The sequence below is a fragment of the Streptomyces sp. NPDC000410 genome (assembly GCF_040300305.1).
Lineage (GTDB): Bacteria > Actinomycetota > Actinomycetes > Streptomycetales > Streptomycetaceae > Streptomyces.
In genome coordinates, this window is record NZ_JBEPDM010000006.1 from 47,716 (window position 1) to 60,973 (window position 13,258).

Here is a 13,258-nt window from a genome sequence, read left to right on the forward strand (position 1 = left end):
TCACAGCTGGCCGACGGAGGTGACCCGGACCACGGCCCGGCCCTCCTCGTCGGAGGCCGCCAGATCGACCTCCGCGCTGATGCCCCAGTCATGATCGCCGTTCGGGTCGGCGAAGGTCTGCCGGACCCGCCACAGGCCGTGGCCGGGATCCTCCTCGATGGACAGCAGCTTCGGGCCGCGCGCGTCGGGGCCGGTGCCCAGGTCGTCGTACTCGTCCCAGTACGCGTCCATCGCCTCGCCCCAGGCGTCCTCGTCCCAGCCCGACTCGGCGTCCAGGTCGCCCAGCTCGGCCACCTGGTCCAGCGCCGCCAGCTCCACGCGACGGAACATGGCGTTGCGCACGAGGACCCGGAAAGCACGGGCGTTCGCCGTGACCGGCCTGACCTGGTCGGCCTTCTCCTGGGCCTCCTCCGCGGTCTCCACGTCGGGGTTGGCCAGCTGCTCCCACTCGTCCAGCAGGCTGGAGTCGACCTGCCGGACCATCTCGCCCAGCCAGGCGATCAGGTCTTCGAGGTCCTCGGTCTTGAGATCGTCCGGGATGGTGTGGTCCAGGGCCTTGTACGCGCTCGCGAGATAGCGCAGCACGATGCCCTCGGTGCGTGCGAGCTCGTAGAAGGACGTGAACTCCGTGAAGGAGAGCGCCCGTTCGTACATGTCACGGATGACGGACTTCGGCGAGACCGGGTGGTCGCCGACCCAGGGGTGCGACTTCCGGTAGAGGTTGTACGCGTGCCACAGCAGCTCTTCCAGCGGCTTCGGGTACGAGATGTCCTGGAGCCGCTCCATCCGCTCCTCGTACTCGATGCCGTCGGCCTTCATGGCGCCGACCGCCTCGCCGCGCGCCTTGTTCTGCTGGGCGGCGAGGATCTGGCGCGGGTCGTCCAGCGTCGACTCGACCACGGAGACCATGTCGAGGGCGTACGACGGCGACTCGGGGTCCAGCAGGTCGAAGGCCGCGAGCGCGAACGTGGACAGCGCCTGGTTCAGGGCGAAGTCCTGCTGGAAGTCGACGGTCAGCCGGACGATGCGGCCCTGGGCGTCGGGGGAGTCCAGGCGCTCGACGATGCCGCCGTCGAGGAGGGAGCGGTAGATCGCGATGGCCCGGCGGATGTGCCTGAGCTGCTGCCTGCGCGGCTCGTGGTTGTCCTCCAGCAGCTTGCGCATGGCGTCGAAGGCGTTGCCGGGGCGGGCGATCACCGACAGCAGCATGGCGTGGGTGACCTTGAAGCGTGAGGTCAGCGGCTCGGGATCGGAGCCGATGAGCTTCTCGAAGGAGTTCTGGGACCACGCGACGAAGCCCTCGGGGGCCTTCTTGCGGACCACCTTGCGCTTCTTCTTCGGGTCGTCGCCGGCCTTGGCCAGTGCCTTCTCGTTCTCGATGACGTGCTCGGGCGCCTGCGCGACGACGAATCCGGCGGTGTCGAATCCGGCCCGCCCGGCGCGGCCGGCGATCTGGTGGAACTCGCGGGAGCGGAGCGTACGGACACGGCTGCCGTCGTACTTGGTGAGCGCCGTGAACAGCACGGTGCGGATGGGGACGTTGACGCCGACGCCGAGCGTGTCCGTACCGCAGATGACCTTCAGCAGACCGGCCTGGGCGAGCTTCTCGACGAGGCGCCGGTACTTGGGCAGCATGCCCGCGTGGTGCACGCCGATCCCGTGCCGTACGTACCGGGACAGATTGCGGCCGAACTTGGTGGTGAACCGGAAATTGCCGATCAGCTCGGCGATCTGGTCCTTCTCCTCACGCGAGCACATGTTGATGCTCATCAGCGACTGCGCCCGCTCGACGGCCTGGGCCTGCGTGAAGTGCACGATGTAGACGGGCGCCTGCCTGGTCTCCAGGAGCTCGGTCAGCGTCTCGGTGATGGGCGTCGTGACGTACTCGTACGAGAGCGGGACCGGGCGGGTCGCGGAGCGCACGACGGCGGTGTCCCGGCCGGTGCGGCGGGTCAGGTCCTTCTCGAACATCGAGACGTCGCCGAGCGTCGCCGACATCAGCACGAACTGGGCCTGGGGGAGTTCGAGGAGGGGGATCTGCCAGGCCCAGCCCCGGTCCGGCTCGGCGTAGAAGTGGAACTCGTCCATCACGACCTGGCCGATGTCGGCGTGCCTGCCGTCGCGCAGCGCGATGGAGGCCAGCACCTCGGCGGTGCAGCAGATCACGGGGGCGTCGGCGTTCACGGAGGCGTCGCCCGTGAGCATGCCGACGTTCTCGGTGCCGAAGAGCTTGCACAGGTCGAAGAACTTCTCCGAGACGAGTGCCTTGATCGGCGCGGTGTAGAAGGTGACCTCGTCACGGGCCAGCGCCGCGAAGTGCGCACCCGCCGCGACCAGGCTCTTGCCGGAGCCGGTGGGGGTGGAAAGGATCACGTTGGCCCCGGAGACGACCTCGATCAGGGCCTCCTCCTGAGCCGGATAGAGCGTGATGCCCCGGTCCTCGGCCCAGGTGGAAAAGGCCTCGAAGAGGGCATCGGGGTCGGCGTCCGGCGGCAGCTGATCGATAAGGGTCACGCCCCCATCTTGCCTGGCATCGGGCCGGATGAGGGAACCGGCCACCGCTGCGAAGATCGCTCCCGATACGCTGTCCCGTCAACTGGGCTTCACCAGAAGACTTCTGGCACACAACTGGCATACAAATGGGGCGGGAACGACCATGATGGGACCGGCGCACTCCCTGTCCGGGGCGGCGGCCTGGCTGGGGGTGGGCGCGGCGACGGCTGCCGCGGGCCATCCGATGCCCTGGCCCGTCCTCGTCGTCGGGGCGCTGATCTGCGCGGGCGCGGCGCTCGCGCCGGACCTCGACCACAAGGCGGCGACGATCTCGCGGGCGTTCGGGCCGGTGTCGCGGGGCCTGTGCGAGGTGGTCGACAAGCTCTCGTACGCGGTCTACAAGGCGACGAAGAAGCAGGGCGACAAGCGCAGGACCGGAGGCCACCGCACCCTTACGCACACGTGGCTGTGGGCCGTGCTGATCGGCGCGGGCGCCTCGGTGCTGGCGGTGACCGGGGGCCGCTGGGCGGTCCTGTTCATCCTCTTCGTGCACCTGGTGCTGGCGGTGGAAGGGCTGCTGTGGCGGGCCGCGCGGGTCTCCAGCGATGTGCTGGTCTGGCTGCTCGGCGCGACCAGCGCGTGGATCCTCGCGGGCGTTCTGGACAAGCCGGGCGGCGGTGCGGACTGGCTGTTCAGCGGCCCCGGCCAGGAGTACCTGTGGCTCGGCCTGCCGATCGTGCTGGGCGCGCTCGTCCACGACATCGGCGACGCGCTCACCGTCTCGGGCTGCCCGATCCTCTGGCCGATCCCGCTCGGCGGCAAGCGCTGGTACCCGGTCGGTCCGCCGAAGGGGATGCGCTTCAGGGCGGGCAGCTGGGTGGAGCTGAAGGTGCTGATGCCGGCGTTCATGCTGCTCGGGGGAGTGGGCGGCGCCGCGGCGCTGAACGTCATATAGGGCGGGGTCGCAGGACCGGCAGGGCCCCGGGCTGCTGGGGCGGGGCCCGGGGCCGCCGGGACTTCGCCCCCGCCGAGGCCCCGGCGGCAGGGCGCTGTGCCACGAGGGCCACGGCGGCGTGTACGCCCCGGCCGGGCCCCGTGGCACTATCCGGTGCCGCGAGTGCCGCGAGCAACACAGCGGGCGTGCGCTCCCGCCGGGGCGGGAATCCTCTGCGCAGCTACCCGTGCCACGGCTCCCGCCGGGTCAGAGACCTCCGTGAAGCTACCCATGCCACGACGCCCGTGGAGCCACCCGTGCCACGACGCCCGTGAAGCCACCCGTGCCGCGACGCCCGTGGAGCTACCCGTGCCACGAGCGCCACAGCGCCGCGTACGCCCCGTCCGCCGCCACCAGTTCCCCGTGGCTCCCCAGCTCGCTGATCCGGCCGTTCTCCACGACCGCGATCACGTCCGCGTCGTGCGCGGTGTGCAGCCGGTGCGCGATCGCCACGACCGTGCGGCCGTCGAGGACCCGGGCGAGGGAGCGCTCCAGATGCCGCGCCGCGCGCGGGTCCAGCAGGGATGTCGCCTCGTCGAGGACCAGGGTGTGCGGATCCGCGAGGACCAGCCGGGCCAGGGCGATCTGCTGGGCCTGGGCCGGTGTCAGGGTCAGCCCACCCGAGCCGACCTCGGTGTCGAGGCCCTCGTCCAGCGCCCGCGCCCACCCGTCCGCGTCCACCGCGCCGAGAGCGGCCCACAGCTCCGCGTCCTCCGCGCCCGCCCGGGCCAGCAGCAGGTTGTCGCGCAGCGAGCCCACGAAGACGTGGTGCTCCTGGTTGACCAGCGCCACATGCTCGCGCACCCGCTCGGCGGGCATCCGGGACAGCTCGGCCGAGCCCAGCGTGACCCGGCCGGTCCGCGGGGCGTAGATGCCCGCGAGCAGCCGGCCGAGCGTGGACTTGCCCGCGCCGGACGGTCCGACCAGTGCCAGCCGGGTGCCGGGCGGCACGTCCATCGACACCCGGTGGAGCACGTCGACGCCCTCGCGGTACCCGAAGTGCACCTCGTCCGCGCGGACCGCGCGCCCCTCGGGCCGCACCTGCCCGTCACCCGCGGCCGGCTCGATCTCCCGCACGCCGACCAGCCGCGCCAGCGACACCTGGGCGACCTGGAGCTCGTCGTACCAGCGCAGGATCAGGTTGACCGGGTCGACCATCATCTGCGCGATCAGCGCGCCCGTGGTCAGCTGCCCGATCCCGATCCAGCCCCGCAGCACGAACACGCCGCCGATCATCAGCACCGATCCGAGCACGGTCGCGTGCGTCACGTTGATGACCGGGAAGAGCACCGACCGCAGCCACAGTGTGTACCGCTCCCAGGCGGTCCACTCCTTGATCCGGCGGTCGGAGAGCGCCACGCGGCGCGCCCCGAGCCGGTGCGCCTCCACGGTCCGCCCCGCGTCGACGGTCTCGGCGAGCACGGCGGCCACCGCCGCGTACCCGGCGGCCTCCGAACGGTACGCCGACGGCGCCCGCTTGAAGTACCAGCGGCAGCCGATCACCAGCACCGGCACCGCCACCAGCACCGCTGGCACCAGCGGCGGCGCGGTCACCGTCAGCCCGCCCACGAGCAGCACGATCCAGAACACGCCGATCGTCAGCTGCGGCACCGCCTCGCGCATCGCGTTCGCCAGCCGGTCGATGTCGGTGGTGATCCGGGACAGCAGATCGCCCGTACCGGCCCGCTCCAGCACCCCCGGGGGCAGCCCGACGGACCGTACGAGGAAGTCCTCGCGCAGATCCGCCAGCATCCGCTCGCCGAGGACCGCTCCGCGCAGCCGCACCAGCCGTACGAACACCGCCTGGACGACCAGCGCCACCGCGAACAGTGCGGCCGTGCGCTCCAGATGGAGCTCGCGCGCCCCGTCCGCCGCCTTCTCCACCAGATCGCCGAGCAGCCACGGACCGGCCATCGACGCCACGACGGCCACCGTGTTGACGGCCACGAGCAGCACGAACGCGCGGCGGTGGCGCCGCAGCAGCTCGCGTACGTACGACCGGACGGTCGCGGGTGTGCCCACCGGCAGGGTGGTCGCCGTCCTCGGGGCCGCCGGATCGTATGCCGGTGGCGCGACGCCGATCATGCCGTCTCCTCGATCTGGTCGGCGATGTGCTCATCGACGCGGTCGGCTGCGGTGAGCTGTTCCTCGTCCGTCTCGCGGGTCACGACCGCCCGGTAGCGGGGCTCCTTGTGCAGGAGCTCGCGGTGGACGCCGACGGCCGTGACCTCGCCGTCGTGGACGAGCACGACCCGGTCGGCCCGGTCGAGCAGCAGCGGCGAGGACGTGAGGACGACGGTCGTACGTCCCGCACGCAGCGCCCGCACTCCCTCGGCGATCCGTGCCTCCGTGTGCGAGTCGACGGCCGAGGTCGGCTCGTCGAGCACCAACACCTCGGGGTCGGTCACCAGCGACCGGGCCAGCGCCAGGCGCTGGCGCTGGCCGCCCGACAGCGAACGGCCGCGCTCGGTGATCGGCGCGCCCATCGGGTCGCCGTCGAGACCGGCCTGCGCCAGTGCGTCGAGGACGTCGCCGCACTCGGCCGCGGCCAGCGCCGCCTGTGGCGACACCGCGCCGGAAGCGGGCACGTCGAGCAGCTCGGTGAGACTTCCCGACAGCAGCACCGGGTCCTTGTCCTGTACCAGCACCGCTGTCCGGGCGGCCTCGCGCGGCAGGTCGTCCAGGGCGACACCGCCGAGCAGCACGGACGGCAGGCCATCCGGCTCGGCCGGATGCCCCCCGAGCCGTTCCCCCAGCCGCCCCGCCGCGTCCGGGTCGCCGCAGACGACGGCGGTCAGCGTCCCGGCCGGGGCGAGCAGCCCGCTGGCCGGGTCGTACAGGTCGCCGGTGGGCGTGGTGGGCGTGGTGGGTGCGGTGGCCGTCGCGGCCCTGGAGCTGCCGGAGCCACCAGAGACGCCGGAGCCGCCGGAGACACCGGAGGCGCGCTCCAGGGACAGCACGCGTGCCGCGCGGCGCGCGGAGGGCCGCGAGAAGGAGTACGCCATCGCGATCTCCTCGAAGTGCCGTAGCGGATACGTCAGCAGCATCACCGCGCTGTACACGGTGACCAGTTCACCGACCGAGATCCGTCCGTCGGCGACCAGTCCGAGGCCGTACCAGACCACGGCGATCAGCAGCAGACCGGGCAGCAGCACCTGCACCGCGGTGATCAGTGACCACATACGGGCGCTGCGCACGGCCGCCTCGCGGACCTCCTGCGAGGCGCGGCGGTAGCGGGTGAGGAACAGCTCCTCGCCGCCGATGCCGCGCAGCACCCGAAGGCCGGCGACCGTGTCGGAGGCGAGCTCCGTGGCCTTGCCCGCCTTCTCGCGCTGGACGTCCGCGAGGCGGGTGGCCCGGGGCAGCAGCGGCAGTACGCCGAGCGCCAGCACCGGGACGCCGATCGCGATGACGACGCCGAGGGCCGGCTGGTAGACCAGCAGCGCCACACAGACCAGCACGACCGTGAGGGCGGCCGCGAGGAACCGCGAGACGGCCTCGACGAACCAGCCGATCTTCTCGACGTCCGCGGTGGAGACCGCGACGACCTCACCGGCGGCGACCCGCCGCGTGAGCGCGGAGCCCAGCTCGGCCGTCCTGCGGGCCAGCAGCTGCTGCACCCGCGCGGCGGTGGTGATCCAGTTGGTCACGGCCGTACGGTGCAGCATCGTGTCGCCGACCGCGATACCGACCGTGGCCAGCGCGATCAGCCCGCCCGCCAGCGCCAGCCGGGTGCCCGAACGCTCCACGACGGCCTGCACGGCGAAACCGACGCCGTACGGAAGGGCCATGACGGACGCGAAGTGCAGCACCCCCCAGGCCAGTGAGGCGATTTGGCCTCCCAGCTGCCGACGTCCGAGCCAGAGCAGGAACCTGAGTCCCGACCGGACGTCCGGTACACCGGGATCGAGATACGGAAGATCGCGAATCTGCATGGCATCCCAGATCGTTCGGAAGAGAGGCCCGGATACGCAAGGTTCGCTCTTCGACGGCGGTCGCCGCAAACGATTTTCTGGCCGGTGCGGCGCCGCGTACAGGCCCGCATCGTGGGACGGGCCTGGAGCGACATCCAGTACGTCGGCGCGCGGGGCCCGGTACGGTCGGTCGGGCCCCGCCCCGCTCACGGTTCACTCCCTGGGCTTCTCCGAGTCCATACCGGACCGGGCCTTCCTCCACTCACCCCTGGTGAAGTCCGGGATCTCCTGCGGAGCGCCCTTCGCCTTCACCGAAAGATTGCTCAGCGGCACCGGAGCCGTCCAGGTCGCGGCGTCGTAGACGTCGAAGTCGGGGACGAGCCCCAGCCGCATGCACTGCATCAGCCGGAACACCATGATGTAGTCCATGCCGCCGTGCCCACCGGGCGGGTTGGCGTGCTCCTTCCACAGCCAGTGGTCCCATTCGGTGTACTGAGCGAAGTCGCCCCACTGATGGCCCTTGTGGTCCGGCTCTATATAGATGCGGCCCGGGTAGTCCTCGAACACACCCTTGGTTCCGCCGAGGCTGTTGATCCGGCTGTACGGGTGTGGTGTCGACACATCGTGCTCCAGGCGGATCACCCGCCCCTTGGCCGTCCGCACCATGCTGATCGTGCGGTCGCTCTCGATGTACGTCTCCTTCCAGCTCGGGTCGCCCGGCGGCATGTGCGCCGCGCGGTACTCTGCGAGGCCGAGCGCCGGGGTGCCGAAACTGCTGATGCTCACCACGCGGTCGCCGCGGTTGACGTCCATGTAGTTGGCGACCGGACCGAAGCCGTGGTTGGGGTACAGATCGCCGCGCAGCCGCGTGTGCCACAGCCGTCGCCACGGACCCTCGTAGTACGTCGGCGAGAACATCAGCTCCCGCAGATCGTGGTTGTACGCGCCCGCGCCATGGAGGAGTTCGCCGAACTTACCGGCGTGCGCCATCCGCAGGACCCGCATCTCGTTCCTGCCGTAACAGCAGTTCTCCAGCTGCATGCAGTGGCGTCTGGTGCGCTCGGAGAGATCCACCAGCGCCCACAGCTCGTCCAGGCGCATCGCGATCGGACACTCCACGCCGACGTGCTTGCCGTTCAGCATCGCCGTCCTGGCCATCGCGAAGTGGAGCTCCCAGGGCGTGGCGACGTACACGAAATCGATGTCACCGCGTGCGCAGAGATTCTCGTAGTCGTCCTCGCCGTTGGTGTACACGGCGGGGGCCGGCTGACCGGCCTTCACCACCTTGGCGGCGGCGGCCTCGGCCTTGGCCTTCACCGGGTCGCAGACGGCGACGACCCGGACGCCGGGGAGGACGAGAAAAAGGTCGATCATCGAGCCACCGCGGTTGCCGAGGCCGACGATCCCGACCCGGACGGTGCTGCGCCGTTCGAACGGAACGCCCGCCATGGTGCGGCCCTGGCGCTCGGGCGGGGCCATGTCCGCTCCGGAGTCGGCCGAGGAGTCCGCGGCAGCGGTGCCGGTACCACCGAGAGCCCCGAGCCCGAGCCCCGCCCCGGCGACACCCGCCGTGGACCACAAAACAGAACGGCGGCTCATGGAGCCGCCGTTGCCGCTTTCCTCGCTGCGCCCTTCGCTGTGTTCCTCGGTGCCGTCGTTCTGCCTTGCTGCGTCGTTCATGGAGCCTCCACGAGAGCTGACGGTGCGCGGCCGGTACGTGAACCTCGCCAAGGACCATCGCCGTTGAGGCCGGTGGTACGCAAGAGGACGGTTTGGACTCTTGAAGCGAGTCCTTGGACAAGACGTCTGGGCGACGACTCCGCAGTGCGCCGCATACGTCCGCGCGGTAAAACCCTTCGTACACGCGGCGGATCTCCGGCCAGGGCAAGGACGACATCCTCGGCCGCACCAAGACCGGCGACCTCTACCGCTAGAACGGCATCGGCACCGGCTGGAAGTCGTTCACCAGCGTCCGCTGACGCGCAGAGCACCGGAGCCCGGCCCCCGAGGAAAGCGGGCCGGGCTCCGGCCGTACGCGCCATTCCACCGGCTCACCGGCCCGCCGGTGCTACGCGTCGAGCAGCAGCTTCGCGGCCACCGTCGCCCCGTCGGTGCGGATCGTGCCGGCCACGGCGGTCGCCCGCGCGCGGGTCTCGGGGGCCAGGGCCGTCCTGAGCGCGGCCGACAGGGACTCGGTGGTCGGGGCCGAAGCGTCGTGGGCCGTGCCGATGCCCAGGTCGGCCACCCGGCCGGCCCAGTACGGCTGGTCCGCCCCCTGAGGGACCACCACGTGAGGCGCCCCGGCCAGGGTGGCGGTCGTCGTCGTGCCCGCGCTGCCGTGGTGCACGACGGCAGCCATCCGGTGGAACAGTGCCTGCTGGTTGACCTCGCCGACGGCGAAGCAGTCGTCCTGGTCGTCGACCAGGGCCAGCTCTGCCCAGCCGCGGGAGACGAGTGCGCGGCGGCCCTGTGCGCGGATCGCCTCGATGGCCACCCGGGCGAAGTCCTCCGGGGCGCTCGGCATGCTGCCGAAGCCCACGTACACCGGTGGTGTACCGGCGTCCAGGAACGCCACCAACTCGGGCGGGAGCGGGCGTTCGTCGGCCTGGATCCACGCGCCGGTCTGGACGACGTCGAGGTTCGTCGGCCGCCACGGGTCCAGGACCGGATCCGTGGCCAGCCAAGGGCGGTCGGTGAAGGCGTAGTCGCGGACGTTGTCCACCGGCGGCAGGCCGAACGACGCCCGCCGGGTGTTGAGCATCTCGCCGAACATCGTGTTCGCGATCCGGGCGTCCAGGTCCCACAGCGCCCGGTTGTCGGTCGCGTCCGATGGCAACGGCTGCCCCCGCCGCGCGGGCGGCCGGCGGTACGGCGACGGCAGGACGACCGGCTGGTGGCTCACGTGCACGTAGCGGATGCCCAGTTTCTCGGCCACCGACCGCGCGCCGGCCGTGACCGGCAAGGGGCCCGTCGCCACCAGCGCGTCACAGCCCTCGGCCGCCTCGGCGACAGTGTCGAACTGAGCGGTCATCAACTCGGCCGCACGCTGCGCCAGTCCCTCCGCCGATCCCGGCGCCACCGTGGCCACCATCGGGCGCACCGGCCGACCGGTCGGCACCAGCGGCACTCCGACCTCGGCGAACAGCTCAGCGAACTCCTCGTCCGGAGGCGCGCACACCCGCACCTCGGCGCCGAGTTCCTGCAGCCGCACCGCGAGTCCCACCATCGGTTGGACGCTCCCGCGCGCCCCGTACGTCGACATCAACACGCGCATTTCGTGACTCTCGCTTCCCCAGGATCCGGCCGGCCTCGCTCGGCGATTCTGCGGCACGACCGGGGTCGTGCCGCAAGCCCCTGGGTGCGCCGTACGCCAACCCGGCGCCGGCGCCCGAGTCGTCCTCGCGGTTGCCGTCGGTCAAGGGCGCGGTCAGGATGCCGTACTAACAGCGCCCCGGCTCAGGGCCGCCGTCGACCAGGGCGGACAGCAGCCCGCCGAGCACCTCGCGCTGATCGGTGCTCAGCGGAGCGAGGATGTCCTCCGCGGCCGCACGGCGCGCGCTGCGCAACTGGCGCAGCGTGGTCCGGCCGCTGTCGGTCAGCTCGATGCGGATCACCCTGCGGTTGGCCGGATCCGGCACCCGGCGCACCCGGCCGCTCGCCTCCAGCCCGTCGACGAGGCTGGTCACGGCACGCGGTACGACTTCGAGGCGGTCGGCGAGATCGGCCATCCGGGGCGCCCCGTCGTAGTGCGCGACGACACGCAGCAGCCGGGACTGCGCGGGCGTGATGCCGACCGGCTCCAGGTGGCGCTTCTGGATGCGGTGGAGACGGCGGGTCAGCCGCAGCAACTGCTCGGCCAGCAGACCGTCGGCGTCGGGGACGGGCGCGGGGGTGGTCATACGGGAACAATATCAGGACCTTATTCATTGTGAGTATAGGTAACAGTGAGCTATGATCCTCAAACCGGCATCTTCGCCCGGCTGTCTCACCTCTCAGAAGGAGCCCATGCGCCCTCACGACGAAGGTCCGTCCTGGACACCACCCACACGCCCGCTCGACCCCACGCGACCGGAGCCGCCCGCCCAGGTGCGGCGCATTCTCCGGCTCTTCCGCCCCTACCGGGGCCGTCTCGCCCTGGTCGGGCTGCTCGTCGGAGCGGCTTCACTCGTCTCCGTCGCCTCGCCGTTCATGCTCCGCGAGATCCTCGACACCGCGATCCCGCAGGGCCGCACCGGCCTGCTGTCGCTGCTCGCGCTCGGCATGATCCTCACCGCCGTGATGACGAGTGTCTTCGGCGTGCTGCAGACGCTCATCTCCACCACCGTCGGCCAGCGCGTCATGCACGATCTGCGCACCGGCGTCTACGCCCAACTGCAGCGCATGCCGCTCGCCTTCTTCACCAGGACCCGCACCGGCGAGGTCCAGTCGCGCATCGCCAATGACATCGGCGGCATGCAGGCGACCGTGACCTCCACCGCGACCTCCCTGGTCTCGAACCTGACGGCCGTCGTCGCCACGATCGTCGCGATGCTGGCACTGGACTGGCGGCTCACCGTCGTCTCGTTGCTCCTGCTCCCGGTGTTCGTCTGGGTCAGCCGCCGCGTCGGCCGCGAGCGCAAGACGATCACGACACAGCGGCAGAAGCAGATGGCCGCGATGGCGGCCACGGTGACCGAGTCGCTCTCCGTCAGCGGCATCCTTCTCGGCCGCACGATGGGCCGCGCCGACTCGCTCACCCGCTCCTTCGCCGACGAGTCGGAACGGCTGGTCGATCTGGAGGTGCGTTCCAGCATGGCCGGGCGATGGCGGATGGCCGTCATCGGCATCGTCATGGCCGCCATGCCCGCGATGCTCTACTGGGCCGCGGGCCTCACGCTCCAGTCCGGTGGACCGGCGATCTCGATCGGTACGCTCGTCGCCTTCGTCTCTCTCCAGCAGGGCCTTTTCCGCCCCGCCGTGAGCCTGCTCTCCACCGGAGTGCAGATTCAGACCTCGCTCGCCCTGTTCCAGCGGATCTTCGAGTATCTGGACCTGCCGGTCGAGATCACCGAGCCGGAGAAGCCGGTGCCCCTGGAGAAGATCCGCGGCGAGGTGCGCTTCGAGGACGTGGACTTCAGCTACGACGAGAAGAGCGGTCCGACGCTCCAGGGGATCGACCTCACCGTCCCGGCGGGCGGCAGCCTGGCCGTCGTCGGCCCCACCGGCTCCGGCAAGTCCACGCTCAGCTATCTGGTGCCCCGGCTCTACGACGTCACGGGCGGCCGGGTCACCCTCGACGGCGTCGACGTACGCGAGCTGGACTTCGACACCCTCGCCAGGGCCGTGGGCGTGGTCTCCCAGGAGACCTACCTCTTCCATGCCTCCGTCGCCGACAATCTGCGCTTCGCCAAACCCGACGCGACCGACGCTGAGATAGAGGCGGCGGCGCGGGCCGCGCAGATCCACGACCACATCGCGTCCCTGCCCGACGGCTACGAAACCCTGGTCGGCGAGCGCGGTTACCGGTTCTCGGGCGGGGAGAAGCAGCGCCTCGCCATCGCCAGGACGATCCTGCGCGATCCGCCGGTGCTCATCCTGGACGAGGCGACCAGCGCCCTCGACACCCGCACGGAGCATGCGGTGCAGCAGGCCATCGACGCCCTGTCGGCGGGCCGCACCACGATCACCATCGCCCACAGGCTCTCCACGGTGCGTGAGGCGGACCAGATCATGGTCCTGGACGGCGGCCGTATAGCCGAGCGCGGCCGCCACGCGGAGCTGCTCGACCGGGACGGCCGCTATGCCGCCCTGGTCCGCCGCGACGCCGAGCCGACGCCGCTGGAGGTGCCGGTCGCTCCCTGACGGGGGCGGACCCTGG

8 protein-coding genes are annotated in these 13,258 nt (G+C 71.2%); 2 read left to right on the top strand and 6 right to left on the bottom strand.

The window, feature by feature from the left end; genetic code table 11:
• Window positions 1-2,514: a DEAD/DEAH box helicase gene (locus ABT342_RS10095; protein WP_351569807.1), complete on the bottom strand. Its 2,514-nt coding sequence runs from the start codon at window positions 2,512-2,514 to the stop codon at window positions 1-3.
• A 142-nt stretch (window positions 2,515-2,656) separates the two neighbouring features.
• Here ABT342_RS10095 and ABT342_RS10100 point away from each other — a divergent pair, with 142 nt between their 5' ends.
• Entirely contained in the window at window positions 2,657-3,448 is a 792-nt protein-coding gene (locus ABT342_RS10100; protein ID WP_351569810.1) for a metal-dependent hydrolase, read from the top strand.
• Window positions 3,449-3,790: 342 nt separating this feature from the next.
• Here the strand turns inward: ABT342_RS10100 and ABT342_RS10105 are convergent, their stop codons facing one another.
• From ABT342_RS10105 to ABT342_RS10125, 5 genes are all read right to left on the bottom strand, one after another.
• Entirely contained in the window at window positions 3,791-5,572 is a 1,782-nt protein-coding gene (locus tag ABT342_RS10105) for an ABC transporter ATP-binding protein (protein WP_351569812.1), read from the bottom strand.
• Window positions 5,569-7,422: an ABC transporter transmembrane domain-containing protein gene (locus tag ABT342_RS10110; protein WP_351569814.1), complete on the bottom strand. Its 1,854-nt coding sequence runs from the start codon at window positions 7,420-7,422 to the stop codon at window positions 5,569-5,571. Before ABT342_RS10110 ends, ABT342_RS10105 begins: the two co-directional genes overlap by 4 nt.
• A gap of 192 nt (window positions 7,423-7,614) precedes the next feature.
• Window positions 7,615-9,081 (bottom strand): Gfo/Idh/MocA family protein, encoded by a 1,467-nt coding sequence (locus tag ABT342_RS10115; protein WP_502965500.1) that lies wholly within the window; start codon window positions 9,079-9,081, stop codon window positions 7,615-7,617.
• Between the two features lie 388 nt (window positions 9,082-9,469).
• On the bottom strand, window positions 9,470-10,675 hold the full coding sequence (locus ABT342_RS10120) for a glycosyltransferase (protein ID WP_351569816.1): 1,206 nt from the start codon (window positions 10,673-10,675) through the stop codon (window positions 9,470-9,472).
• A gap of 166 nt (window positions 10,676-10,841) precedes the next feature.
• Window positions 10,842-11,300 carry a MarR family winged helix-turn-helix transcriptional regulator gene (locus tag ABT342_RS10125; RefSeq protein ID WP_351569819.1) on the bottom strand — a complete coding sequence of 153 codons (459 nt, stop codon included), beginning with the start codon at window positions 11,298-11,300 and terminating at the stop codon, window positions 10,842-10,844.
• Window positions 11,301-11,406: 106 nt separating this feature from the next.
• Between ABT342_RS10125 and ABT342_RS10130 the strand changes: the two genes are divergently transcribed.
• On the top strand, window positions 11,407-13,242 hold the full coding sequence (locus tag ABT342_RS10130) for an ABC transporter ATP-binding protein (protein ID WP_351569821.1): 1,836 nt from the start codon (window positions 11,407-11,409) through the stop codon (window positions 13,240-13,242).
• The last annotated feature ends 16 nt before the right edge of the window (window positions 13,243-13,258 follow it).